A 26660-nucleotide genomic window follows, 5' to 3' on the forward strand; every position below is an offset into this window, starting at 1 on the left:
CCAACCTAGTTTTTTCGGCAAGTTCACAAAACATCAAATTTTAAAACTGATTTATGATGAATAAAATCAATTTCTTTTCTCGGCTAATGTTATTAACTATCCTGATTGGGCACTCGGCCTGTGAGTCTGATGATACGGAAGAAGTAACTCTCGGTAACTGGATCGAGCGGTCAGATTTTGAGGGGCGTACCCGGGCTAGTTCAGTGTGTTTTGTCGTTGGCGATAGAGTATTTGTAGGTGGTGGTTACAATGGCAGCGACGATGAATACTACGATGACTTTTGGGTTTATGACCCTCAATTAAATTTCTGGCAATCTATTACTTCCTTTCCTGGTGGGGGGCGTAGTAGCGCAGTAGCGTTTAGTATTGGTAGCAAAGGATATGTGGGGACTGGCTTTGATGGCGATGATGAAGTGAAAGACTTCTGGGAATATGATCCGGCGACTAATACTTGGAGTCAGAAGGCAGATTTCGGAGGAACGGCTCGTCGTAATGCGGTGGGTTTTAGTTTGGATGGACATGGCTACATAGGTACCGGCTACGATGGCAGCAATACCAAAGACTTTTGGCAGTATAACCCGGCTACCGATATCTGGGTGCAGATACCTAGCTTGGGTGGCTCCAAACGGCAGAGTGCTGTGGCATTTGTTATTGATGACAAAGCATATGTTGGTACCGGCACCAATAATGGTTCTTATGAGTTTGATCTCTGGGAGCTAGACGCGACTTTAGTAGGTACCGATAACTTTCCCTGGGTTGAGAAAGAAGAACTGGATGCCGAGGATGATTATAACCTAATCCGTACCGGGGCAACCGCGTTCAGCCTAAACAGTATTGGGTATCTGATAGCCGGTTCTCAAGGTAGTATTCTAAGCACAGTATGGGCCTATAACCCTCGCTCAGATGTTTGGGAGCAAAAGACAGGACTAGAAGGTGCGGCTCGCGACGATTTGATTGGCTTTACAGTGAGCGAGAGATCATTTGTCGCTTTAGGCAAAAACGGCAGCTCTTATTTCGATGATATCTGGGAGTTCTTCCCGAACGAAGAATATGATGAAGATGACTGATTTATATTTTTTCAGGCATGATATGCGTCATTTTACGTTCATGTACTAGTAAGATAATCAAAGGAGGCTATAAATTTCAGGTTTAGTTGAAATACGTTAGCTAATAATGACCAAATTAGATTGAGATGCTTGCCTTAATCAGGGACAAATACATTAACGTACTTTTTCATCTTTTTATCATCTTGCTGATGGTCATGTCTGCCCTAACAAGAGAAGGCAACTTTACGCTGGACCGGGGATTCTATCTGGTGCTGATCATGATCCCGTTTTATTTTATCAATATAAACTACTTAGTCCCTCTGTTTTTGAAAAAGGGGAACTATGGTATGTACGCCTTCGTCATTTTTGCCTCTTACCTATTATTTCTACTGGTTCAGCATGCTGCATTTCAAGGGCTGACCAATGCTGAAATAATCTCTTTACCCAGGCGGCCACCCAGACCGGGCCCTCCTCCGCCTCGAGGGTGGTTAGCGGACATCATCCCTGGTTTTGGCAACTTCTTTCTCTTCCTACATTTTATGGTTATGATCTTGCTGGGGGTCTGCTTTGAGATGATTATGGAGTGGGAAAAACAAAAGAGAAGGTACCAGGAAAGCCAAAAGGAAAAAGCGTCTACTGAGCTTTCATTTTTAAAATCTCAGATCAACCCCCATTTCTTTTTTAACACATTGAATAACATTTACGCGCTGGCGGCGGCTAAATCAGACAATACCGAAGAAGCTATTCTGATGCTCTCCAGTATGATGCGCTACGTGCTATATGAAGCTGGTACCGATAAAATAGAATTAACGAAAGAAGTGCGGTTTATCGAGAACTATATCTCTTTGCAACAGATCCGCTTTTCTGCGAAGAAAGACATCACGATCTCATTGGATATCTCTGGAGCGATCAATAACTTTCAAGTTGCACCCATGCTATTTCTACCCATCCTTGAGAATGCTTTCAAGCACGGTATCTCCTATAAAGAAAAATCCTTTGTCGCTATTTATTTATACACTAGCGACCGAGATCTTCAGTTTACCGTTGAAAATAGCATACCGTTGAGTAGTCCTGATCTGGAAAGTAGCCAAAATAGTAAAAGCGCAGGTATAGGATTAGAAAATATTAGAAAGCGATTACAATTACTGTATCCTGATACGCATGAGTTTGAGACGATTACGAATAATAAAGAGTATATGGTACAACTAAAACTCTATCAGGTGGCATGATACGATGCGTCGCAGTAGATGATGAGCCTCTAGCCCTCAATCTAGTTCAAAGCTATATTGAGAAGGTTCCTTTCTTAACGCTGGTAGAAGCCTGCGAAAGTGCCTACGAGGCGATGGATCTATTGAGTGACCACCCGATTGATCTGATACTACTGGATATTAATATGCCTGACTTATCCGGTATTCAGTTTGTTAAAACCTTGTCCCATCCGCCCGCCGTCATCTTTACTACCGCCTACGAGCAGTACGCATTAGAAGGGTATGAACTCAACGTAGTTGATTACTTACTAAAGCCCTTTTCTTTTGAACGGTTCTTAAAGGCGGTCAACAAAGTGAAACCCGATCAATTTACAACTTCAACGGCAAAAGCCAGTAGTAATCAAACGCCCCTGCCTGCCCCCCAGACGGATTCGGCGAGTGATTATATGCTGGTACGGGTGGAACATAATATCGTCAAAGTAAGCCTAAACGACATCTTATATATTGAAGGATATAAAGATTACGTCAAGGTCTATACCACTACCGAAAAGCCGTTGCTCACGATTAAAAGTATGAAAGATGTAGAAGGTATGTTATCTGGTAAAGGGTTTATTCGGGTACACCGCTCTTATATTGTTGCCCTGAATAAGATCGACTCGCTACGAAATAACCGCATTATGGTCCATGAGAAGAATATTCCCGTGGGCGAAACCTACCGGGAGCAATTTTATGAAAAGTTTATTGAGGGAAAACTGTAAGAGGCATAAAAGATATATAATGCCGTTCTACTGCCCCATAGTTGGTGGGTGTATACGATGAAAAACGGTGGGTAGAGCACGTTAAAATGATCATTTTTGAGAAGCGAAACCGACATCATCCAAGCCATTGCCAGCGGAAAGGAGCGCGCGTTAGCCATGCTGTACGAACGCTATTCCGAGAAAGTCTACAATACTGCGTTGAGCTATACTAAAAATGCCGAAGATGCCGAAGAAATCACCCAGGATGTTTTTGTAAAAATCTTTCGGAAGGCAGCAACATTTGAGGGTAAGTCCTCTTTAACTACGTGGATTTACCGGATTGTCGTGAATACGTCGCTTACCTATGTAAAGAAAAGAAACAGGTTCTCATTTTTTACCAGCCCCCCCAAGCCTTCCGAAAGCATTGACTTTGTGCATCCGGGTGTTCTGTTAGAAAACAAAGAGAACGCCTTCGCCCTTTATAAAGCGATGGATTGTTTACCGGATAGTCAAAAAACGGCTTTTATCTTAAGTTTTATTGAGGAGCTACCCCGGCAAAAAGTAGCCGATATTATGAAAGTATCGTTAAAGGCCGTAGAATCGCTTTTGCAACGAGCGAAAAAAAACATGCGGTCAGAACTGGAAAAAGTATATCCACACCGAAGGAATCCGAAGAATTAATTGTCTAACCGAAAAAAGCGTATGTCAAACAATGACCAAGAAAAATGGGTGGAAGCGGTTTTTCAGAGTATGAAGGGCAGCCGAAGGGCAACACCAAGTCCCGAATTATTTTCCAAAATTCAAAGCCAGATTGAAGACTCAAAAAGTAAGGTTGTACCGTTGTATCCTTGGAGATACGTAGCCGCTGCCGTAGCAGTGCTCTTTGTCAACGCAACTGCCTTAATTTATTATAATCAACCGGAAGAAGTGTCTAGTGATAGTATGGTGGTAGCAGAGGATGGCTACGGTCAGCCGTTAATCTCTTCGTACCAGATTTACGAATAATGCGTCAGCTTACCCTTTATAAGTATACCACCGGGGGGCTACTCCTGCTGAATATAGCAGTTCTAGCGTTCTTTTTACTCGCAAAACCTAAGCCTCCCCGTCGTCCCCCCTCCGATAATTTTCAGTCGAGAGTAATCAATATGCTCGATTTAACCGACCAGCAAGTACCCACTTTTAAAGAATTAGCGAATGCCCACAATCAAAAAATGAGATCAATCAGAGGTCAGCAGCAACAATTGCTTTTGCCTTACTTTGAAAGTCTTACCGACTCTTCCATAACAATAGACCAGGAAGGCGTATTGAGCCAAATCCAACAATTAGAAAAAGAAAAGATCGAGGTAACCTACCAACATTTGCAAGATTTAAAATCAATGCTAACCAAAGAACAATTAGCTGATTTTGAGGAATTTGCTGATATGCTGATTGGTAGGCTACTCATTGATACGAAAAAAAATCCACCTCCCCCGAAGGATTTTGAGTAGTTGATAGTCTAAAGGGAAAATAACTATTCAACGCTAATGAAATATTCCGTTTTTTTCCCTTCCATCTTCTTCTTTGCCATGTCCACTCCTTTCGTCTCTTCCTGTCAAGAAGACGAAACGTCACCTTCTGGCGATGACACCGATACCATCGTGGACGTAGATCCTGACCTTATACTTCAATGGGCAAAATTATTTCTGCTATTCACTTTTTTCACTTTTAGTCTTAGCGTATCGGCGCACGATGGCGGACATGGGCATGAGCATACGACCCGATGGATCGTTGACAACGATACGATCGAGGCTACTTTCTTGAAATTAGTAGCAGGCAAAGTGTTTCTAGAAACGAAATCAGGAGAAATTTCCATTCACCAATTAGGCTCTTTCTCAGCAAAAGACCAACAACGGATTCGCCAGAAAGTAGCCTACATTGAGGCACTTAATCAAGGTGCTACTGAAGTCGCCCTGCATAACCATGATACCTGGATAGATGTATCTTCTAGAAAAAGCCAAGTGCTGACAGGGCTATTGGTGATTTCTGCGTTTCTCTTTTTTATTCTCAAGCGGAAAAAGCAACGAATAGCTAACACCCTGTTGTTCCTATCGCTGCTGGTGCTATTGGCCTGCGACGAAGATGACACTACTTCCGATACTGATACGCCGGATACTCCTTCCTCGGTTCCGGCAAACGATGTCGCTGCGTTAGCATCCATCTTTGGTCAATTTTCCAATGTCACGACCAGCTCAGATGATACCTACTTTTATGTTTCATCTACTGGAATTCCTGAGCACGATATGATGGTCGGTATCACCAATTGGCAACAACAGGTACCCATTCCTCATGATTATTCCGGGGCTAATAGCTGGGCTTTCCCGATACAACCGGTACTAGCCGATACGCCATTATTGTCCTCCGAACACTTTATGCGGGGAGCTATTGCTATTGCAGTCAATGGAATACCCATTTTCAATCCCTTAAACAACCGGGGCGAAGATGCCCTGGCTATTGGTGAACTTGACGATTGGGGCGGACATTGCGGAAGAGCCGACGACTATCACTATCATGTTCCGCCTACCCACTTGAAATCTACGGTTGGTGCTGATCAACCGATTGCCTATGCGTTGGACGGCTTCCCGATTTACGGTGAAACAGCCGATGAGTTGGATGAGTATCTGGGGAAATTTAACGAAGACGGTTCCTATCAGTACCATACTACCAATGAGCACCCTTATTTCATAGCCGGAATGCGGGGTGAAGTTACCCTCGATCCCAACACCACAGCCCCCGAAGATCAAATTCTACCGCAAGCAATGACCCGAGAGGTGAGACCCGCACTAACCCCTTTGCCGGGAGCCGAAATTGTCAGCTTCACATCCACGGGTACCAACGCGTATTCGCTGGAATATCAGATTGGAACCGAGGTATATTACACCAACTATAGCTGGGATGAAAATGGATTGTATACCTATGAATATGTTGACAGCGAAGGTAATGTGACTACTGAAACCTACCAGCGATAAAACTTAAACCCTTTAAACGATTAAAAATGATACATAATAAGATTGTATACATCATGGCTTTGTTTTTCGTCATCCTATCGTGCTCAAATTGTAGTGAAGATGACTCCAATGGTAATGACCCTGATCCCGATGACGATAATCCTGTTACGGGTGATTACTCCGGTACGGCCTCAGTGACGCAGGGGCTGGCGAGTACCACCGTAGATAATTTATTTTCTGATGGTCAACGAGTGGCGGGAGTGGGTACCGTTACGGCGGACGATAACTCAGTTTGGACCGTACCCGCTGAGGTGAACTATGATAACAGCTCGTTCCCCTTCGCGCCTGATCTGCACAATACCTACGGGACGCAATATGCCACTGCTGCTGAGGCATTAGCGTCTTTTGATGACAATAACATTGTGGAAGTTGATGCCGATGGCGAAGTGATTACTGGGTATATTTTCGCGGATAATTATTTCGAACTCTATGTCAATGGCCTACCCGTAGGGAAAGATGCCGTTCCTTTCACGGAATTTAATTCTCACATCGTAAAGTTTAGGGTTTCTTTGCCCTTTACTATTGCCATGAAATTAGTGGACTGGGAAGAGAACTTAGGCTTGGGCACCGAAACTAATCAAGGTAGTGACTATTATCCGGGTGACGGAGGAATGGTTGCCGTATTTAAGGATGCCTCTCAAAATACGATAGCCACGACCGGAAGCGAGTGGAAAGCCCAAACATTTTATACCGCCCCCATTAAAGATTTAGGCTGCCCCTCGGAAAGTGGCACCACCCGAAGTTCGGCCAACTGCGATACGGATAGTGAAAATGATGGATCCTCGTTTTACGCTTTACACTGGGAGATACCGGAAACCTGGATGAACGAAGATTTTGACGATGCCGATTGGCCCAATGCCACTACCTATACCAACGAAACGATCGTCGTCAATAACAAGCCATCCTATATGAGTTTTACGGACGTGTTCGATGATACTGAGGATGATGCCGAGTTTATCTGGTCAACCAACGTCATCTTAGATAACGAAGTGATTGTGCGATACACCGTTGAGTAATATAGAAGACCTTATCAATTTTAGGACAGTATACAGATCAACAGTATGGTTTATTGTTAAATAAAGAGTAACCATCTCGTTTTGAAGGTTTATGAACAAGCTGATCAATACGCGACTGACAAATACGAAAAAAAATCCACCCAGCCTGAAGGATTTTGAGTAAACGGTGGTCTAAAGGGAAATTAACTTAAAAGATATTCTTATGACAAAATCAGTTTTCCCTCTTTCTATCATCCTTGGATTATCCACTTATTTTTTCACGTCCTGCGATGAAGATGATGACGTAACAGATAATTCCGACCCAAATGATACCGGTAGTATCAATACGCCACTTTCCGCATTTGACGAATTTAACTCCGATGCGGTTACTATTTCTTTTGATGGTGATGAAATTATCATTGAATCAAATGGTCGGCCCAACCATACTACTCCATACTGGGAAGAGTCGGACTCCCTTTACATCGAACCCGTAGTGGCTATCGCTCAGACTCCTGGTCGTATTGGTAGCTTTCGCGATCGTAGTTTTACGCTTACTGCTTCAGCCGCACCTGAAATAGCCTCCTCGAGCTCAGCCACAGGTTTAGGGCCCATTGGCATCTCGGTAACGGGTGTCCCTATTTTCAATGATACTGAAGGACCCAACCGACCCATAGAGGAAGAGATTGCCGAAACATTTGATTATGCGGGAGGTCACGTGGGGCCCCTCAGGCTATCACTACCATTCCGAGTCTTCGGATGTTCCTGAAAATACAGCGCTTTCTTACGATGATGAAAAATTGATAGGAATCATGTCAGATGGCTTTCTATTATATGGAAGAAGAGAAATGGATGGTTCTTATCCTACAGATTTAGATGAATCAGGAGGGCATTATGGAGCGACACAACACAGTAACGGTGAGGAATTTTACCATTATCACATCATCAATGAATTTTATTTCGGATCTGTAATCGTCCTTTTTGGAGTGGATTTGCAAGGCACACCTAATAGGATACTTTAATACATTCACCCTAGTCACCATTAAGAATCTTGCCTATCAGCAGACAGGTTCCGTCTTTTTATGTAGCGGAACCCGAATTTGTAAACACAATGATTGGTGCTTTACTGATGGATACGAAAAAAAACACCTCCCCCGAAGGATTTTGAATAGTTAATGGTCTAAAGGGAAATTAACTTAAAAGATATTCTTATGACAAAATCAGTTTTCCCTCTTTCTATCATCCTTCTTGGGTTATCCATTTATTTTTTCACTTCCTGCGATGAAGATGATGACGTAACAGATAATTCCGACCCAAATGATACCGGTAGTATCAATACGCCACTTTCCGCATTTGACGAATTTAACTCCGATGCGGTTACTATTTCTTTTGATGGTGATGAAATTATCATTGAATCAAATGGTTTGCCTAACCACACTTCTCCCTACTGGGAAGAGACGGAACCCCTTTATATTGAACCTGTGGTGGCTACACGCTTTACTCCCGGTCGTATTGGTGGCAATCGTAGCTTTGTGCTTACCGTTCCTGCTGCACCAGAAATAGCCTCTTCGAGTACCGCTACAGGACTAGGTCCTATTGGTATTTCGGTCACGGGCGTTCCTATTTTCAACGATACCGAAGGAGAGAATAGACCCATAGAAGAAGGGATTACGGAAACATTTGATTATGCAGGGGCTCATAATGGCCCTTCGGGCTATCACTATCATGCTGAGTCTGCGGATGTTCCTGAAAACACTATGCTTTCTCACGATGATGAAAAATTAGTGGGTATTATGTCGGATGGCTTTTTATTATACGGAAGAAGAGAGATGGACGGATCGTACCCTACGGATTTAGACGAGTCTGGTGGTCATTTTGGGGTAACTCAGCATAGTAACGGCGAGGAGTTTTACCACTATCACATCATTAATGAATTTTATCTAGGAAACTTAATCGTCCTTTTTGGGGGTGATTTGCAAGGCACACCCAATAGGATATTTTAATACATCCCGTAATTTCTCACCTAAAAGGAATCAATGAAGTCTATCACACCAATCGTGTTTTTAGTAAATGTACTGATGGTAAGTTGTGCCGAAAAGAGCAAAACGAAAACTTTACCTATCTCTATCTCGACGGGCACTTCGGTAGAAATACCGAATAGAACTGTTGAGAAATCTTTACTACACTATAAAAATGAAACCTCGCTATGGACATTGAATGACCAACCTTATTCCGGTTATATAGTAAGTTTTCATCAAGACAGTACGCTAAAAGAAAAAATGGGCATCTTGAATGGAAAAAAACAAAATCAAGCCACTCGGTGGTATCCGGATGGGCAGTTGAAACAAGTGGCAAATTATCATGAAGGAAAACTACACGGAGAGAAAAAAATGTGGTTCTTAGACTCAAGCCATATCTTAATTGCCCACTTAGATTACCATTTAGGAAAGGCGCACGGAGAACAAAAACAGTGGTATCCGACTGGTGAGCTTTATAAAAAATTGAATTTAGATATGGGTAGAGAAGAGGGCATTCAGCAGGCATTTAGGAAAAATGGTGAGCTATACGCCAACTACGAAGCGAAAAACGGTAGAATATTCGGTCTAAAAAAAGCAAAGCTTTGCTACGGACTAGAAGATGAAAACATACAATATGAAAAATAGTAGTATCCTTTTTTTAGCGATGATTGGCTTCATGGCCTGTCAAGAATCACAGCAAAACCAAAGCAGAGTGGAAACCCTTCCTTTTTATGATGAAGCTACCTTTACTCCCCATTGGATTACTTCAAACGATGCTGTATTAGATACATTTCATCGTATTTCACCTTTTCGCCTGATCAATCAAGAGGGGGAAACCGTTACCGAAAAAGACTTTGAGGGCAAAATTTTTGTCGTAGATTTTTTCTTTACCATTTGCCCCGGTATTTGTCCTAAGATGACTGCTAACATGATGATACTGCAAGAAGAATTTATAGAAGATGATGAAATATTGTTATTATCACATTCTGTAATTCCTGAGAAGGATTCTGTTCCTGTTCTAAAAAGCTACGCGGAAGATAAAGGCATTTTATCGCACAAATGGCATTTAGTTACTGGAACGCAACGAGAAATCTATAAATTGGGTAGGCAGGATTATTTCGTTGAAGAAGATTTGGGCTTGAGCAAGGGAGAAGACGAATTCTTGCACACCGAAAATTTTGTATTGATTGATAAAGATAGACACATTAGAGGAATTTATAATGGTTTGAAAAAGACCTCTATTAATCAATTGATTGCTGATATAAAAACGCTGAAAAAAGAAAAATGACTCTTGTTAACAATGAAAGGTTCTTGTGGCTGAGACGGTTTAACATGGATCATGTGTTGACTGATGCAATGGAATTGAGCTGAAAAACCTGAGTGCTATTGTTGGGATTCGGAAGGCTGAAAATAGCTTACCTACCATGGTGCTGAGATGTCAATATTAGAAGTTCGAAGTGACAGTAAAATTTAAAATCCTACCGAGCGTCGGGTGCCGATAATCCCGTCCCTTTATGTAGCGGAACCCAGTTGGCCTATCGCTCTTTACGATGGTTGTTCAATGGCTCACTTCCTTTAGTCTTACTCATCCCGGCGGGGCACCGCTAGTCTAGCGCATCATTCAGCTAGTGCTACATCCTGATGCTCCATTATTCCCCAGGCTTCGTACATCAGATTACTCTTTTGCACACTGGGGTAGACTTGCAGCGGTAGCTCGCTGACTCAGAATTGCGATTGCTATCGCTCACTGAGATTTTTAACTGCGACTTCTTGTCGCACTGGGTTCTGCTGCTTATGAGGTCCACCCCGCAAAGCATGAAAATATTGATGTTCAACTGTGGTATAACCACCGGCATTTCTTTAATGTGGCTTTGTACGAAGAAGTGGCTGAGCATGCGTTGGAATTTATTCAAGCGAAGCTGGGGAAGTTTCCGTACGAACAAATCCGAATTGTTGAAATCCCCTACTACCAGGAGTCATTTTACAGCTTTCCGGGTACTATTGCTATTTCCGAAAAGGAAGGTTGGTACGCCGACACGACCGGTTTACCTGAGAAAGCCTATATCTATCATTCGGTGGCTTCTCAACTCATGAAGTAGTGGTTGTACCAACGTATAAAAATAGCCGATGTGCAAGGAGCCATCGCTCTTTACCAGCTCATAAAAGCCGTAGGTGATACAGCCTTTTTCGAGACTTTGATAGATATTACCGAGCAAGAGGATAATCAGTTGACCTTTCAGGATATCTACCAGCGTAGTAAGTGTATGATTGAAAATCCTCAGGACGTAGAAGATATTGTGGTTATGATTGAGGACTGAATGTGTTGGGTTACAGAACCGATACAAGCGAAATAGAAGCATTGCCGACTGCTGATCGCTTTCCCCTTTTGCTTGGTCTATATCTCTGGTTGTCAATCAATCAAAGCTTTTCAATCACCATTTGCTTCGTAATGCCGGCCCGCCTCATGCGGTACTCGAGGGTGGAGGGCGGTATTCCGAGCATCTCTGCCGCGCCGTGCTTGCCACTGATCTTGCCTTGGCACCGCTTCAGGGTTTCAAAAATGAGTTCGGTCTCGGCAGCTTGCAAGGTTTTGAACTCAAAAGTACGTTTATCTTTTGCGCTCGCTGGCCGGGCGTTTTCCAGCGCTAATTGTAAGGGTTTACCTGCTTGGGATAGAAGCACGGATCGCTCAATGACGTGCTCCAGCTCACGTACATTACCGGGCCAAGGGTAGTTGTTCAGCAGATTCTCAGCGGCTTTGGCCATGCCCGTTAGTCGCTTGCCGGTTTTATTCTCGTATTTCTCTAAAAAGTAGCGCGCTAAGGCTGGAATATCTTCTCCGCGCTCCCGTAGTGGTGGAAGTTCAATCGGAAAAATACTTAATCGGAAAAACAGGTCGGATCGAAAGTTTCCCTCTTTTACCTCATGCTCCAAATCGCGGTTGGTAGCAGCGATAATTCTGGTATTAATGCGAATCGTTTTGTTGCCGCCCAGCCGTTCAAATTCTTTCTCTTGGATGGCTCGGAGGAGCTTAGCCTGAAGTTCTATGGGGAGCTCGCCGATCTCATCTAAGAACAACGTTCCTTCGTGGGCTAATTCAAATTTTCCAATGCGCCGACTAGTAGCTCCCGTGAAGGCCCCTTTTTCGTGACCAAACAGCTCAGATTCTACCAACTCACGCGGCAGGGCAGCACAGTTTACCTTAATTAATGGTTTTGATTTGCGTTCGGAAGCGTTGTGCAGCGCCCGGGCGATAAGCTCTTTGCCAGTGCCGGTTTCCCCCAGAATAAGCACCGTAGTATCCGAGTTCATCACAATCTTCACTTTTTCAAACACCTGTTGCATGACCGCACTGGAGCCGATCATCTCCGAGAAATTGTATTGTTGTGCCACTTCTTCGGTCAGGTACGCCTTTTCTTCTTTCAGTAGCTTGTTGAGCGAAAGCAGTTCTTCGTAATCCATCGATTTTTCCAGCGATTGGGCAAACGATGGGGCAATGCGCTTGAACATTTCAATGTGACTATAATGATAAACCTCGGATTTTTTGCTATTAAGATAGATGTAGAACGGATGGTCCTTCACTCGCATGGACAGTGCAAGTACACTGTTAAGGTGGAGTTTTTCCAAAGAGCCTTTCCGAATGGGGTTGAGGTAGCGGCCTGCTTCGGCTTCTTTTCTGATTTCCAGGATAAAGGGAAGGTGATCTTCCTCTTCTTTTAGTACTCGGTTAAAGACTGAAAGATCAAGCTGACTCATCCGTAAAAAGTCCAGCAGGGTGACTTTCCGGTATTCGTTGAACCCGATTTTTTCAAAGCCAGTTGATATCTCGGTCATTCCTTCTTTGTCGTAATAAAACCCGATGAAATCTGCCGGAAATAGCTTTTCTATTGCTTGAGCAAACTTACGCTGGCGGGCCTCCCACTTAGTTTCTTTGTTAAGGCTATCGATCAACGAGATTTGTACACTTTTCTCAAGGTTGCGCTGCGCTATCTCTTCATTGGCCAGGACATTACTCACGGCGACCGATAGTTGTTCGGCAATGGCTTGGAACAGCGAAAAATCTTTCTCAGTGTAAAAATCTTCTTGCTGAGACCAGAAGCACAACATGCCAATAGCTTCTCCGCCCTGCTTCAAGGGACCACCTATGATGTGCGTGAGTCCCTCTTTCTCTAGTTTTGCATAATGTGGATGGCCGGGATACTCATCCATCAGTGCGTGTAGCGACTTTATCAAGGGACCTTTCTCAATGAAATTATCTACACCTGCATTACGCTCTAGCCAGCCCTCAACGTGATAGTCCAGAAAAATTCCGAATCGCTCGTCAACTGCCAAATCACGCTGGTACTGCTGGGTTTCGTCGTAGACAAATACCCCGAGGTCATCAAATGGAAAAACAGGTTTTATGCTTTTTACAATGGTTCTGAACAGGTCTTTGCGATCTTTTATGGCAGCGACTGCTTCGCTAATGCCTAACAAAGTTTCCTTGAATTGTTTTTCTTCAACTAATTGTTCGTTGGCAATAATATTGTTCAACGCCACGCTTAACTGATCACAGATGGATTTGAATTGAGGCAGGGATTGATCAAAAAAATATTCGGTTTTACTCCAGAAATAGAGCAAGCCGATAGTCTGACCCCCGTGATTGAGTGCCGCACCGATGACACTTTTAAAATTACGTATCTCAGGGTTTTGAAAATGGGGATGATCCAGTTTTTCATAAATATCGGCTCCCATTACGATAAGCTTATGATCTATGATATGCTTACTTGCCCCAGTGATAGGCATCCAACCTCCAAGCCTTTCTTCCTTGAGTGCGGCATTAATGCCAATATCGTAACTGTAGTCTACCACCAGGTCACGCTCCATTTGCCGATCTAGGTCTAAGTGAAATAAGCCAGCATCACTAAAGGGAAAGACTTGTTGCAAACGGTCGAAGATAGCACGCACCAATTCCGGACCGGTATTGATATTAGCGATAGATTCGGTGATCTTGAGTAGGTTTTCCGTCTTTTGCTTTTCTTCTAAGACTTGCTCATTGGCCAATACATTGCTCACTGCTACGGCCAACTGATCGGCAATGGCTCTAAAAAGAGCAAAGTTTCTTGCATCAAAGGTGTTTTTTTCAATAGAATTGATATTTACCGAACCCAAAACCTGATTTCCGATTTTTAATAGTGCATATAGCCCATACTCATGCTTGAATTCTCTAATTAATTTAAAATGAATCCACTCGGGAAATTGCTCTTTAACCTTAGGATAGTGAATCAACAACAGCCCATCTTGCTTTTTGAGCTCACCGATCAACCAGTTGATAGGTGAACCATGGTATGCAATTTTTCGATTGGTATTAAAATTTGTGTTTAATTCTTTATTTTCTTCAGAAGGGCTGATATCAGGATTGGTCACCATGAGGTCTTCTAGCCAATCTTCTTGTTCATTAATAATGATAAGTCCAGCATCGTAAAATGGAATGATTGATTTTATTTTTTCAAAAATGAGTTTTAGTAATTTATTTCTATCCTGAACGTGCGCAACCGCCTCACTGATTCCCAACAGAGTTTCCTTAAACTGTTTTTCTGACAACACCTGCTCGTTGGCTAAAATATTCGCTACTGCAATGGAAATCTGCTCGGCGATTGACTTAAAAAACGTGGTGTGTTTTTTGGTATAGAAATTTTCTTCGGTAGAAGTAAAACAGAGCATACCAAAGACTTTCCCGCCAGAAACGAGGGGGCCACCAATGAGCGATTTGAGACCTCCCTCCATCATATATCGGTGATGTGGATGTGGCGCATTTTTATCGAGCTGCTCTATAGAAATGGACATTGGCCCATTTTGCATTAACCAATCTACCGAAGAACCCTTATGAGGAAATAGTGCGTGCTTACCAAGATGTTCTTCTACTTGTTTCTGCGATACTGAACGATCAAAGACAGATTCATCAATGAGCTCGTAGTGCGTTTCTCCGTTATCATCAAGTGCGAATAATCCTAGCTCATCAAAGGGAAATACGGGTTTAATGGTATCGAAAATGGTTCTGTAGAGTTGTTGGGTATTGTTGACCGAGGCTACGGCCTCGGTAATTTTAAGCAAGGTATTGCTGAAGTTTTTTTCTTCGAGTAGTTGTTCATTGGCCAGTACGTTACTGACCGCTACGGCCAACTGGTCAGCAATGGCTTGGAAAAGGGGAAAGTGGTCTTCTGAATAATAGTCGCTGCTTTTGTGCAAAAAGCACAGTAAGCCAATGGTTTGATCACCGAACATCAGTGGCCCGCCTATAAATTGTTGAAGCCCTTCTGCTTTTATTCCCTTCCACTGCGGGTTAGCATAGATCATCGATTGGTCTTCAACATCAAATATTGTTGGCTGCGTAGCGTAGATCCAACTCTGAGGGTCATTGCCCGAATAGGGCCAGGGGCCTAACAGGTTAGACTGAGCGGCTCTATCTTGTAGTTCATCTAGTGTGCCTTCGCCTAGCAACTCATAAAAGATGTCTTTTTTAGCATCAACTACGAAAAGTCCGGCGTGCTCAAAAGGGAAGATACTTTTTACTTCCTCGAAGAGTGCTTTTAGTAAATCAGTTCGGGTACGGGTTTTCACTAAGTGGGTGCTAAGACGTAGCAAGGTGTCCTTCTCATCCAGGGTTGACTCTAGTGGCATAACTATTTCTCAATTATTAGGGGCTACAAATTCAAGAATTCTCGACTATTGGGGAATAATACAAGAACTTAAAACTAGATGAATAGTTATGGAATGGTATTTAAGTGGCTTACCATCAGGTACTTATCAACAAGCATTGATTTTAAGTATTCATCGGTACCGCAGTTGATCTACTAATTGTAAATCAATCGCCGTTTGCTATGGATGAGTTAGGAAAAATATCATTGGTAGAAGAAATCTACAAGCACCCTTCGCAGGTGCCCATTCACCGAAACCCCGTACTATTAGTAATTACTTACTTCGATATAGACCAAGGTACCCAACAGAGCTTTTGCTTTCGCTTTCGTTATGACCACCATCCCCGAAGCAAACCATTGCTGCTGGGCACCGAAAACGGAAGTTGTGGTGAGTATTTTTGCCAACCCGGTCAACCCTTGGTTTTCAAGGAGCTGGGGTGCCTCACCGATACCCTAAGTTGTCTGATCTCCATTCACTTGGTGAGAGAGCTTCGGGCCAACGGGCACGCCGATGTTAACCATGTTCATCATATGGCTATCTCGCTGATGAGTTATTTGATGAAGAAGTACCGGGATTTCAAGCTTCAAGGGCAACAAAACCAGACCGGGGGTATTGCCCCCTTTCGCCTTCGTAAGATCGAGGAGTATGTCCTTAGCCATATTTCATCCCCCGTTAGCATCGCCGAATTAGCGGAGATTGCGGGTACAAGCGTCTATTACTTCGTCCGCACGTTTCGGCAGTCGACTGGGGAAACGCCCCATCAGTTTATCGCCCGCCACAAAATGAACCGGGCCAAGGAGCTGCTCACCCAAACCAATATGAAGATCATTCAGATTGGCCTGGAAGTAGGGTACGATGATCCGGGACACTTCGCCCGGGTATTCAAGCGACACTTGGGAATCACTCCCTCGGGGTTTCGTAAGATACTGCAAACGTAGAATAGCAACATCGCTAAAGAAGGCGGATGCGAATCTTTAGCGCAACAAATCCCTACTTCAACAAAATAGTCTCATAAACTCGGTAAATAGATCGCCTTCTTTACTCAGGTAAGTACAACGATACGCTTGCTTACCACGGAGTACTTCCTACTTGACAGGTCGTACAGCAGAATTGACTACAAAACTGGATCAAGAGAATAAATTACTAAATGTAAAAACCACCTACACTATGAAAACCGTTAATCAAACATTTTCAAAAGAGCAACTCGTTAAGTACTGGACGGTCATCGGTATCGTATTGCTGGTAGCCTCGGTAGCCCAACCTATCGTCGCTTCTTTACTGAGCGATATTCCTCCGGAGGAGCTTCTATCGCCCATGACTAGCATGATGGGTAATCGCCCGATGCCTGAAGAGGTCACCGCCCTGTTTGCCGGGGTATTTTCCAACATTGAGTTCTCGCTGGCTTTCGCCGCCCTTAAGCTACTATTAGGAACATCCATTCTTTTGGCCGTTCGCTCTATAGATAAGTCACTCTGGGCTCGAAAAGTCCTGGAGGGGGTAGCACTCTTCGGGATAGCCGCTTTCGTTGGCATTGGTCTTTTCTTCGTTTATTCTTCATTCGTCATCGCTAGTGCGATGGATATTCCCATCGTTATGACCATCGTCATGAGTTTGATGGGTCTGGTGGTAGCCTACTTTCCCGTCCGATGGCTGTGGAAAAATTATGTTAGCCTTCGGCAACAGCCCCAGGTTGCCATCATGTAAGGCATACCTTCCTTTATTGAATATCATCAATAGCTGAACAACTCTATTACTATGGAAACAATCGACACTGGGATACAGGATACCAACCGTGAGAGCGTCGCTTACTTGCTGAACATGCTATTGGCCGATGAGCATGTGCTTTACCTAAAAACCCACAACTATCATTGGAATGTGAAGGGAATGCACTTCCAATCGCTACACCGCTTTTTTGAGACTCAGTATCAAGAGCTGGAAGAGATTATTGACCAGGTTGCCGAACGCATCCGGGCCATCGGTCATTACGCTACGGCCGCCATGAAGGACTACGTGAAAATAACGCGCCTACTGGAAACCAATCACGAAGACGGTTCAGCCGAAACAATGCTTCAGAACCTTCTGCAAGATCACGAGACGATTATCCGGGTTCTTCGGAAAAACCTGGTGGAGGAGGCGGATAAGTACCGGGATATGGGTACTAGCGATTTTGTAACGGGGCTGATGGAACAGCATGAGAAAATGGCCTGGATGATTCGCTCGTATCTAGGATGAGTTGACAATATGAAGCACAACCAAAATATCAACACCCAGGGGCACCAGTATATGCACGATCTGCGGAACGTGATCGGGAGCATACTTTCTCTGAGCGACTTATACAGTCGGGAGGTGAAACGAAAGGTAGTTGGCTTATCCGTTAACTATCCGGACCTGATTCGTAGCCAGTGCCAGCAAGCCCGAAAGCTGATGGACTGTTTCTGCGAGGAACAGCAAAACGATGAAGTACGACTACCCTCACCGGCGACCAAGTTGGAGCTCCGTCCCCATGACTTGGTCGCCTACCTGGCGGAAAAGATTGTCTTATTCCGGGCTACCGCGGCCCAACACTGCCTGCGTTTTTCATCCGTGCTACCTGATCGCGCTTTAATTGTCAACATGGACTCGGTACAGTTCGACCGCATACTACTTAACCTGTTCTCTAACGCGGTGAAGTTCACGCCTGAGGGCGGGAGTATCAATCTTGAGCTATCCACTGAGCGGCGAAACAACCAAGTGTGCCTCCGGATGAGCGATACGGGTATAGGAATTAGTCCGGCAATGCTACGCTATCTGTTCCTACAGTTTACCGTAGCGTCCCGTCCCGGTTTACGAAACGAACCTTCACAAGGGCTAGGTTTGTACACCCTTCGCCAGTTGGTGTCTCAGCATGGGGGCACTATTTCGGTAGCGAGCCAACTCAACCAGGGGACAAGTTTTGAAATACAGCTACCGGCTCTTCAAAGACAGAATTAGTACAGAAACTACAGCACCTTGATTTTTATCCTTATTACTCACTTTTATTCTAACGACTATGAAAACCTTCATGTATCTCGCGTTACTTCTGACCATTGCGTGGTCCGAAAGCACGGCTCAGGCCTACGATTCTACCAGCACCTGGAAACCCTCTTTTTACTTCGGCTTTCCAACACAATTGATTGATGTCGGAGGACTAAATGCGACACTGAGAGAGGCGCAACTATCCGAATTACGCTCCACTATGTTCGGTTTTTCGGTAGGTACTGCTATGCGCCACCGGGATCAGAACTCCTACTCGACGGGAGTGCTGTCTTTCATGACACTGATGGATGATAGCTACAATGATCTACGGAATAGCCAGATCAACTACTGGGATTTATCTATTGCGGGGCAATACGATATTACCGCCAATCCGAAGTGGCTGGTGTATCCTTATCTGAGTATTGGTACCGGGATTGCGTTTCTTAGTGTGTCAGAAGTATCTAACGAAGCATCATTTCGGGGTGGACTGGACAACTTAAGCGCAGAAGATGCCGACATTAAACGATATAATACTGGTTTTATGATTAACGGAGGCTTGGGCGCGGGAGTAGAACGCCAAGTCATCCTGTCCGGTATTCGAAGTTTTATTGGGCTAAGTGCCGGTTACGAGATCAGTAGTAGCGAAAAATGGCAACTACGTAATACATCCTACTATTTGGAAGATAGTCCTGCTTTTCAAACCAATGGCTGGGTGGTGGAACTTAGATTCCGGGTAGAATACGACCCTGCTTCTAAACGAGATGCGTTTGGTCAATCTCGCGGTCCATTTAAGTTCTTTCGGTAGGCATAGCACTAGTTGCAGTAACCAATGCTACTTTGACAACTATCAATCACCGATTATTTATTGATACATGGAAAACTTAGAAGAGACCCTCGATAAGATTGAGGTATTTCAGATGGCCTACAAATTTGCCGATGCTGCCAACCGTAAAGACGGCGAGATGTTCCAGTGCCTTTGGGACCATCAAGAGGCCGAATGGGCGATTGGACCGCCCATCAACGTTTCGTTCAGTGGCCGAGAGCAGATGGGAACCTCACTCGTCCACATGCTCAACCGCTGGGAGTTCTTCGTCCAAATGGTTTCCGGAGGCGTTGTGGAGATACATAGCACCAGAGCTTACGCCCGCTTTTATGTCCACGAAGTAGCCAATGCCAGAGGAGGAGGGGGAAACAACAATCTATCCATGTACGAGGACGAATTGGTTAAAAGAGAAGGCCTTTGGTTTTTTACCAAGCGCACCTATCATACCGTCTTTCAGTCCGCCGAACGGCAAGCAGGTGAAGTAATCGCCGTACCTGAAATCCCTACTTGGATACGGGAAGCTTCCCTGGCTAGCCGTCAGTGACCTATATTGACCGAGGTTGTTAATCCTCTTTAAAGTAACTGTCGGTGCCCATAAGCCAATCCATTCTGAGAGGGGTGAAAAAGTCAATATCTATGGTTCCATCTTCTAAGCAAATGAATTTATGCGGTACATTTGGTGGAATGATTAACACCTCTCCCGCTTTAACAATATAATCTTGATTTTCCATAGTCACTTTCACCGATCCTTTAACAATGTAAGTGAGTTGTTCATTGGGGTGTTTGTGAATAGGAACTTTTGCACCTTTATCCATTTTAAACATAGCAATCATGCCCTGAGAGCCATATACATATTTTCGATATAGTTTATCGGCTAATTGCTCCCACTCGAGCTCTTCCCATTTTATTTGATTTATCTCATTTATTTTTTGAGCATTTGTCTGGTGGATTATGGTGAAAGAGAGGATGAACAGCAATAAAAACAGTAGTTTTCTCATGATTTCGTTTTTTACAAGTATCAGATATTATTTATTGAGGTAGCCAGAAGGATGAATTTTGGCCTCAGCAAGTGCATGGTAGGCCGATAGTACTATTTCTAGAGGAATGCTTCTCTGATTATAAAGTGTTTGGATTTCAACTTTCGGATATTGCATTCCATAGGCTTTGAAGTGATCGAATGCTTTGTTAGTGATCGTGAAAGCATTGCTATATGATACCTTGCCTGCTTTGTTAAAAGTTGGCTGAATGATTTTATCCAAACGAATAGATATTCTTTTCGCTTCGTTTTCAGATAGTTCTATAACTTGACTCAGCTCTTTGCTAAACACGTTTGCTGTTCCAAGCAGTAATCCGTCGTAGTATCCGCCGTTTTTCTTGAGTTGCTTGTAGTATTTCCCTTCATATCCTCTCACAAAAAATAAGTCACCATAGTTTTCCCGCGCCTTTGCTAGCTCATCTTCACCACTGGTGTCTTTTACCATGTAGAGGTTGGGGTACTTACCGGACAGGTAGACCAAAGAAGTTCTATTCAATTCATTTCCAGTAACTTGAGGTAGTTGATAAAAAATAGTAGGTAGGTTACGTGCCAAAACTTGCTCCCAATATGCAATCAGTTGGTGCTGCGAAAAAGATTTTCCTTTTGGGTTGCAAATAGTAAACCCTTTGATATGGTAAAAGTCCAGTGCTTGATCCAAGTTCTCTTCCCCTGACCAAGCCATTAGTTCCTTCGCTACAGTTTCCAAATCAATTAATACACCCTCTGATGAAGTCCGTAAAATACCGATAGATACGAGAAGACGCTTCTCTTTAAGCAATGGCAGAACTTGTTTGAGAAGTGATAGTTGCTCGAGCAGACTCATTTCCCAACCTTCCCCGGTAGATCCTGGTATCAAAACTCCTCCAATGTTGGGTGCAATATTCTGGAGATGTTTCTTGGTTCGGTTTACGTCGATCGTTACACCGTCTTCCTTAAAATGACTTAGTAAAGGTACCCAGAGTTTAGGAACAGGATCACCGTTGTAGAGCTTTTGCACATATTGTTGCCGAGCAGAGCCTTGCGCCTGCAAAGAAAAATTGAAGGCAACAATAGCGTAGGATGCTAATAGAATTGTTTTTAACATAAATAAAATGCCTTAATAGATTGTATTATGTAAAATTATACACTTATACCTCTTATGATGTGTACATTTTTTCTTAATTTAGGTAGATTTATACTATGAATATCGAAGCACTATACAGACCTTTTGAAATAGTCTACAAGACGTTAGACGAATGTCCCAAAACAGATCACAAGCACCTATTCTTTGAGCTAGTGTATATCGTTGCAGGCTCAGGTAAGCAGTGCATCAACGAAAACACTTTTGCGTATAAGCCCGGGCATCTCTTTTTAATTACACCAGATGATTGCCATTCTTTTCAAATAGAAGAGACCACCGAATTCTTCTTCTTGCGATTCAACAATATCTATATCAAATCGAAAGGCTTTCAAGCAGAGGATATTAAGATGCTGGAGTATATTTTACAGAATGCCAGCCATCAACCCGGATGTATTCTAAAAAACTTGTCAGACAAACCCCTCTTCAAATCTTTAGTAGAAGCCACAATTTCAGAGTCTGTTAACCGTGACATTTATAACCAGGATTTAATCAAGCAAATTGTCAATACAATGATTGTGTTGGTGGCCAGAAATATTGCCAAGTATTTACCTATGGCTACCAGTGAAGCAACTGACAAAAAAGCGTTGGACATTCTACATTACATTCAAGAGAATATCTGTTTGCCTGAGAGGCTGAGAGTGAAATATTTGAGTGAGCATTTTGGAATATCTAAGTCTTATTTTGGCAGATATTTCAAGAAGATCACTCAACAGACCTACCAGGAATATGTTAATCAATTACGAATAAAGCATGTTAAGGCTCGCTTACAGTTAAGTAATTTGCGAATTAATGAGATTGTAGATGAGTTGGGCTTTACCGATGTAAGTCATTTGAACCGCTTTTTTAAAAGGTACGAAAAAGTTAGTCCGACAGAGTTTAGAAAACTGGATGTTAAGAATGAAACTAATAGCCATCAGCTCGGTATTTAGCGTGCTTTAAAATTCCTAGTGTTCAACATAAAAGCACAGTGTAATATCGCAACGGGCTCTTCAGTAGGCGCTATTGGGTAGTTACTCTTATATTATCTAATTAATCATAAAGAGGCACGGGTAGGTGATTTGGATAAAGCGATTTTATCTAGGATGAGCAACAAACTTAATTGTTCACTAAGGTGTAGGGTAGCTTTTTGATAAGAAAGTACTATACGCGCAAGAATGTCCGAGAAAGACCTGTCTATTTAAAGTTTATTTCGCAAGTAAACGTTACCAACAAAATCTAATAGCATGGCAATTATTGTAAGAAACACTATTTCACCCACCTGGGGCGACCAATTTAATCAACTAATACTGCACGATCCCATGTGGAAAAAAATGCACCCTGATCGTATTTCGCCTCCTGCCAATATCATTACGCAAGAAGATCGCTATGAAATTGAGCTTTCCGTTCCTGGTATGAATAAGGAAGATATCGAAATACACATAGACCGCGATGTACTGCACATTTCTGGGGATCATCAAGAAGAAGCAGCATCGGCCGGTCGCAAGTACGCTCACCAAGAGTTTGCCCATACGTCCTTTCATCGTTCGTTTGCACTACCTTCCCACTTAGAAGACAATCGGATAGAGGCTCGCTACGATCAGGGGGTGCTTCGTGTAGTGTTATATGAGAAAGAGGATACCCATCATCAAGGAAAAAAGCAAATTGATGTTCAGTAAGCTTCGTCATCTGTTTTACTTCGCTTAAAAGCCAATAAATATACTCGATGATGAAAAGCATCTGTATTTTAGGAGCCAACGGGCAAACCGGTCAAGAGATCGTGAAGCAAGCCTTACGGAAAAACTACGCAGTACGCGGGGTAGTACGCCGCGCCGATAGTCTGTCGGAGTATCGTGACCAGATAGAGGTAGTTGAATATAGCCTTGATGATCCTCTATCGGTCCAACGGGCAGTTACCGGAGCCGATATTGTCATTTCAGCGATCGGCTCCGGTGGGGGATCAGAAGCAGCTAAGCCTACGGAATTGTACAGTACCTCGGTTCGCATACTTCTCTCGGCAATGCGGGAGACCGGGATTCTTCGTCTGTTAGTACTTAGCTCAGGCGGGGTGGACTACGATGCACAGGCTCCCTGGTACTATAGAAAGTTCTTCCGCCCTTGGCTGATGAATACCTATATGGATATGATGAAGATGGAAACACTGCTGGAAGCAGCCCCATCGGAACTAGCGTGGACCATTGTTCGGCCTACCTATCTACTCAACGGTAGTGCTAAGCCGTATCTGGTAGCCGACCGGAAAGTAGGAAGAGGTAACTTTAAAATTCATCGTACCGATGTGGCTGACTTTATACTTAAGGAAATTGAGCAGAGCGAATGGCTTAGGCGCTACCCCACCCTGGGGTATCCTTAGTGTGGTGGTTTGTGAGCCTCTTCGCTAACAGTTCTAATTATAACAAAGGAAATTCTTATGAAACGAGTGCAATACCAAGAATACGGTGGTGCTGAAGTCATGACGTTAGATAATACTCCTCTTCCAAAAATGGCTGATGATGAAGTTTTGATCGCAGTTAAAGCTTTTTCGCTCAACGAAATTGACTGGAAAGTACGCAGTGGAAGCTTACGCGTTGTGACGGGCTTCAGTTTTCCCCGGGGAATGGGGGCTGATCTGGCCGGTGTAGTAGAAAAGGCCGGAAGTCAGGTAGACGACCTGCGGGAGGGTGACGAAGTAGTCGGCTGGCTTGATTTCAAACACGCTGGTTCTTATGCTGAATACGCTGTAGTAAAAGCCGAGAACGTAGTCAAAAAGCCAGCATCCGTTCCCTTTGCCGAAGCAGCCTGTTTGCCCATGGTAGGAGCTACCGCCCGTCAAGCTCTGCTCCGAGAAGCTAAGCTTAAAGCGGGACAAACCGTACTGATTAATGGGTGCACGGGCGGACTAGGCCACTACGCGGTACAGATTGCCAAGCAACAGGGAGCCATCGTGACGGGTACTTGTCGAAGTGAGCACCGGGAAGCAGCTCAGCAATTGGGGGTTGACGATGTAGTGGATTATACGCAGCATGACATCCGGCAGTACGGCAAGACCTACGACGTAATTCTGGATACGTCGAAGCATCTCCCTTTCACCGAGGCCAAGCTGCTGCTTAACAGCCCCGGTATCTACCTTAATACCCAACCTGGAATACCCGCGTTCATCGGTAGTTTTTTCAATAACTTGGTGAGCAACAAAAAAAACGATGTGCTGGGAGTGACTGTACAGCGTGAAGACCTCCTTGATCTGACCGAACGGGCGGCTCAGCAAAAGCTTCTAACGACGATTGGCAAAACCTTCGTTTTTTCTGACGTTATCGCGGCAGTGACAGCCGCCGAACAAGGTGAGCTACACGTACCTGGCAAAATTGTCGTCACGCTTGACCCAGATGTATAACTGCATTAATCGTTGTACTAACGTTGGTCTTAATTCTTAGTAGGTATTAATCTACGTAGTCACCCCTGAAAAAGGGTCAAATTCGTATTGCTAGATTTGGTTGCTGATTTATGCTTGCGTTGAGCCAATGGCAAAACAGCTCAAAAATAAGACGCACTTTTCTTTCAGGGTTGCTTTGATTTGGTTGTACCGCTTTTTGATGTTGAATGCGCTGGCCGCTAGCAGAGCATTGATGGCATCGCCCACTTCTCCTTTCAAGAAGTTGCGAATCATGCGGTGATCGTGCCGCGTCGGCGGTCCGATTGATATGTCCAATAGTCGGCTCAACGCCCGCCCGCTGCCGGAAGCGTTTTCTAGCTTTTCGTTTCTGATAAGCCGTAGCGTTCTTGCTTGGGGTAGTTGGAATAAAAACCTGTGTGCCGTTAATATGCTTTTGCCCACGGCAGCCTCGATCCACGATTACCACTTTGGGACGGTTTCCCCCGATAGTGGTTCGTATTCTCTCACTTTGGGTCAGAGCCGGTTCCAAGGTATGACCGTCGTAAATATTGGTATTGAGGTTGGTCACGCCAGTGATTATCCCGCTGCTGGCTCCCCGTACTAACGAAACTTTGCTGCCAAATCGGCCGCCGCGGTCATAGGGCTTATGTTCTTTGCCTTTAGCAATACAGCATACCTCGGGGGCATGTAGCGAATAGACTTTGTTTTTATCATGCCGTTTCTGGTTCAGTACCCGCTCAAAGAGAGCCAACTGTTCTTGATAGTAAGCTTTGACCGGGGCCGTCAGTTTGCGGTTGAGTTCTCGTACCAATCTTCCGGCAATCGTTTTGATCTTGCGCCGGGCGGCAGAGGCCTTCTTTCTTCGCTTAGGATGCTTACTGTTACGCTGGGCCAGCATCAAAGCTTTCAGCGTACGTCGGTAAGACTGTCGCAGTTGAATACCCTCTTGTTTGGCAATAGCCCTACACTTCTCAATGATCTTCTTCTGTAGCTTAGTATCGGTAGGAAAAGTGATAGCTTTCTCTTGTACAGTAGGGTCAATTTGTACCGCCCGGCGGCCCGGCTCGGCTTCCTTTTCAGCTCCCGGGTGTAGCTTAACGGTTAGAGCTAGCACCTTTTCCATGCTCTGCTCACCGATGCGGCGGCGGAACTTGGGAAAGTCGGTACTGTCAAAAGGGGGGCGGTGCTGGAAGAATTGTTCACCCGTAAAATACTGCCAATAAGGATTCTCCACCCACCGCTGTAATACTGATTCATCGCTCTCATTGAAGAGGTGCTTGAGCAATAGCATACCCACCATCGTACGAACAGGCACCGAAGGACGACCCACTTCGGCGTAGTGGTCTGCTAGCTGATCTTCTATCCATCGCCAGTCTATTTCTTGGGTCAGTCGAACCAGTTCGTGCTGATTGGAAAGCAGCGTATCGAGCCGGGGACGGAAAGCATCCAGTTGATCGGTATGAGTAGTTCTGCCAAGCATTTTCTTCCAGGTTTTTGTCCAATTTACTGCTTTTCTGGTAGTTTTATCGCCCTCTGGAGCAAAAAACAAATGTCTAAAATTTTGAAGATCAAAAAGTTGAAACCCTCGTCAGCTTTTATC

At 44.0% G+C, this 26660-nt stretch carries 28 protein-coding genes and 1 pseudogene; 25 read left to right on the forward strand and 4 right to left on the reverse strand.

From position 1 onward, the window contains the following. Window positions 1–53 precede the first annotated feature (53 nt). The 15 genes from P0M28_RS27285 (at window position 54) to P0M28_RS27355 (ending at window position 11363) form a co-directional block, all read left to right on the forward strand. Window positions 54–1067 (forward strand): Kelch repeat-containing protein, encoded by a 1014-nt coding sequence (locus P0M28_RS27285; protein WP_302206669.1) that lies wholly within the window; start codon window positions 54–56, stop codon window positions 1065–1067. Window positions 1068–1192: 125 nt separating this feature from the next. After that, on the forward strand, window positions 1193–2275 hold the full coding sequence (locus tag P0M28_RS27290; protein WP_302206670.1) for a sensor histidine kinase: 1083 nt from the start codon (window positions 1193–1195) through the stop codon (window positions 2273–2275). Beyond that, a complete protein-coding gene (locus P0M28_RS27295) occupies window positions 2272–3012 on the forward strand; it encodes a LytR/AlgR family response regulator transcription factor (RefSeq protein WP_302206671.1) in 741 nt (246 codons plus the stop codon). The genes P0M28_RS27290 and P0M28_RS27295 overlap by 4 nt, the downstream gene beginning before the upstream one ends. 96 nt (window positions 3013–3108) lie before the next feature. Then, window positions 3109–3672, forward strand: a complete 564-nt coding sequence (locus P0M28_RS27300; protein ID WP_302206672.1) for an RNA polymerase sigma factor — start codon at window positions 3109–3111, stop codon at window positions 3670–3672. Between the two features lie 21 nt (window positions 3673–3693). Further along, window positions 3694–3996 (forward strand): hypothetical protein, encoded by a 303-nt coding sequence (locus tag P0M28_RS27305; RefSeq protein WP_302206673.1) that lies wholly within the window; start codon window positions 3694–3696, stop codon window positions 3994–3996. Beyond that, window positions 3996–4478, forward strand: a complete 483-nt coding sequence (locus P0M28_RS27310; protein WP_302206674.1) for a hypothetical protein — start codon at window positions 3996–3998, stop codon at window positions 4476–4478. Before P0M28_RS27305 ends, P0M28_RS27310 begins: the two co-directional genes overlap by 1 nt. Window positions 4479–4514: 36 nt before the next feature. Continuing rightward, entirely contained in the window at window positions 4515–5996 is a 1482-nt protein-coding gene (locus P0M28_RS27315) for a YHYH protein (RefSeq protein WP_302206675.1), read from the forward strand. A 26-nt stretch (window positions 5997–6022) separates the two neighbouring features. Beyond that, on the forward strand, window positions 6023–7051 hold the full coding sequence (locus tag P0M28_RS27320; protein WP_302206676.1) for a hypothetical protein: 1029 nt from the start codon (window positions 6023–6025) through the stop codon (window positions 7049–7051). Window positions 7052–7253: 202 nt separating this feature from the next. Beyond that, window positions 7254–7796 (forward strand): hypothetical protein, encoded by a 543-nt coding sequence (locus P0M28_RS27325; RefSeq protein WP_302206677.1) that lies wholly within the window; start codon window positions 7254–7256, stop codon window positions 7794–7796. 43 nt (window positions 7797–7839) lie between these two features. Then, entirely contained in the window at window positions 7840–8049 is a 210-nt protein-coding gene (locus P0M28_RS27330) for a hypothetical protein (protein ID WP_302206678.1), read from the forward strand. 189 nt (window positions 8050–8238) lie between these two features. Next, window positions 8239–9030, forward strand: a complete 792-nt coding sequence (locus P0M28_RS27335) for a YHYH protein (protein ID WP_302206679.1) — start codon at window positions 8239–8241, stop codon at window positions 9028–9030. A 54-nt stretch (window positions 9031–9084) separates the two neighbouring features. After that, complete coding sequence (locus tag P0M28_RS27340; protein ID WP_302206680.1) at window positions 9085–9690, forward strand: toxin-antitoxin system YwqK family antitoxin; 606 nt, start codon at window positions 9085–9087, stop codon at window positions 9688–9690. Further along, on the forward strand, window positions 9680–10333 hold the full coding sequence (locus P0M28_RS27345; protein WP_302206681.1) for an SCO family protein: 654 nt from the start codon (window positions 9680–9682) through the stop codon (window positions 10331–10333). The genes P0M28_RS27340 and P0M28_RS27345 overlap by 11 nt, the downstream gene beginning before the upstream one ends. Before the next feature lie 577 nt (window positions 10334–10910). Further along, complete coding sequence (locus P0M28_RS27350; protein WP_302206682.1) at window positions 10911–11144, forward strand: hypothetical protein; 234 nt, start codon at window positions 10911–10913, stop codon at window positions 11142–11144. A 3-nt stretch (window positions 11145–11147) separates the two neighbouring features. After that, a complete protein-coding gene (locus P0M28_RS27355; RefSeq protein ID WP_302206683.1) occupies window positions 11148–11363 on the forward strand; it encodes a hypothetical protein in 216 nt (71 codons plus the stop codon). Between the two features lie 100 nt (window positions 11364–11463). Here the strand turns inward: P0M28_RS27355 and P0M28_RS27360 are convergent, their stop codons facing one another. Further along, window positions 11464–15705, reverse strand: a complete 4242-nt coding sequence (locus P0M28_RS27360) for a sigma 54-interacting transcriptional regulator (protein WP_302206684.1) — start codon at window positions 15703–15705, stop codon at window positions 11464–11466. Window positions 15706–15905: 200 nt separating this feature from the next. Here P0M28_RS27360 and P0M28_RS27365 point away from each other — a divergent pair, with 200 nt between their 5' ends. The 6 genes from P0M28_RS27365 (at window position 15906) to P0M28_RS27390 (ending at window position 20084) form a co-directional block, all read left to right on the forward strand. Then, entirely contained in the window at window positions 15906–16661 is a 756-nt protein-coding gene (locus tag P0M28_RS27365; protein WP_302206685.1) for a helix-turn-helix domain-containing protein, read from the forward strand. A 229-nt stretch (window positions 16662–16890) separates the two neighbouring features. After that, on the forward strand, window positions 16891–17427 hold the full coding sequence (locus tag P0M28_RS27370; RefSeq protein ID WP_302206686.1) for a hypothetical protein: 537 nt from the start codon (window positions 16891–16893) through the stop codon (window positions 17425–17427). 51 nt (window positions 17428–17478) lie between these two features. Continuing rightward, window positions 17479–17955, forward strand: a complete 477-nt coding sequence (locus P0M28_RS27375; protein ID WP_302206687.1) for a Dps family protein — start codon at window positions 17479–17481, stop codon at window positions 17953–17955. Window positions 17956–17964: 9 nt separating this feature from the next. Continuing rightward, complete coding sequence (locus tag P0M28_RS27380) at window positions 17965–18693, forward strand: sensor histidine kinase (RefSeq protein ID WP_302206688.1); 729 nt, start codon at window positions 17965–17967, stop codon at window positions 18691–18693. A 58-nt stretch (window positions 18694–18751) separates the two neighbouring features. Beyond that, complete coding sequence (locus tag P0M28_RS27385) at window positions 18752–19522, forward strand: hypothetical protein (protein ID WP_302206689.1); 771 nt, start codon at window positions 18752–18754, stop codon at window positions 19520–19522. Between the two features lie 67 nt (window positions 19523–19589). After that, a complete protein-coding gene (locus tag P0M28_RS27390; protein WP_302206690.1) occupies window positions 19590–20084 on the forward strand; it encodes a nuclear transport factor 2 family protein in 495 nt (164 codons plus the stop codon). A 19-nt stretch (window positions 20085–20103) separates the two neighbouring features. On the opposite strand, the gene P0M28_RS27395 is transcribed toward P0M28_RS27390, so the two are convergent. Both P0M28_RS27395 and P0M28_RS27400 read right to left on the reverse strand, forming a co-directional pair. After that, window positions 20104–20538 carry a cupin domain-containing protein gene (locus P0M28_RS27395; protein ID WP_302206691.1) on the reverse strand — a complete coding sequence of 145 codons (435 nt, stop codon included), beginning with the start codon at window positions 20536–20538 and terminating at the stop codon, window positions 20104–20106. Window positions 20539–20565: 27 nt separating this feature from the next. Continuing rightward, window positions 20566–21660, reverse strand: coding sequence for a dihydrodipicolinate synthase family protein (locus P0M28_RS27400; protein WP_302206692.1), 1095 nt, complete (start codon window positions 21658–21660; stop codon window positions 20566–20568). Window positions 21661–21755: 95 nt separating this feature from the next. Here P0M28_RS27400 and P0M28_RS27405 point away from each other — a divergent pair, with 95 nt between their 5' ends. From P0M28_RS27405 to P0M28_RS27420, 4 genes are all read left to right on the forward strand, one after another. Then, window positions 21756–22625 (forward strand): AraC family transcriptional regulator, encoded by an 870-nt coding sequence (locus tag P0M28_RS27405; RefSeq protein ID WP_302206693.1) that lies wholly within the window; start codon window positions 21756–21758, stop codon window positions 22623–22625. A gap of 294 nt (window positions 22626–22919) precedes the next feature. After that, the gene (locus tag P0M28_RS27410) at window positions 22920–23351 is read left to right on the forward strand and encodes an Hsp20/alpha crystallin family protein (RefSeq protein ID WP_302206694.1); all 432 of its coding nucleotides are present in this window, start codon (window positions 22920–22922) and stop codon (window positions 23349–23351) included. Between the two features lie 47 nt (window positions 23352–23398). After that, window positions 23399–24043 (forward strand): NAD(P)-dependent oxidoreductase, encoded by a 645-nt coding sequence (locus tag P0M28_RS27415; RefSeq protein ID WP_302206695.1) that lies wholly within the window; start codon window positions 23399–23401, stop codon window positions 24041–24043. 57 nt (window positions 24044–24100) lie between these two features. After that, on the forward strand, window positions 24101–25060 hold the full coding sequence (locus P0M28_RS27420; RefSeq protein WP_302206696.1) for an NAD(P)-dependent alcohol dehydrogenase: 960 nt from the start codon (window positions 24101–24103) through the stop codon (window positions 25058–25060). Between the two features lie 192 nt (window positions 25061–25252). Here P0M28_RS27420 and P0M28_RS27425 read toward each other — a convergent pair. Then, window positions 25253–26540 (reverse strand): annotated as a pseudogene (locus P0M28_RS27425) (IS5 family transposase); the annotation flags it as partial. Window positions 26541–26660 lie beyond the last annotated feature (120 nt).

The sequence above is a fragment of the Tunicatimonas pelagia genome, from assembly GCF_030506325.1.
GTDB classification, from domain to species: Bacteria; Bacteroidota; Bacteroidia; order Cytophagales; family Cyclobacteriaceae; genus Tunicatimonas; species Tunicatimonas pelagia.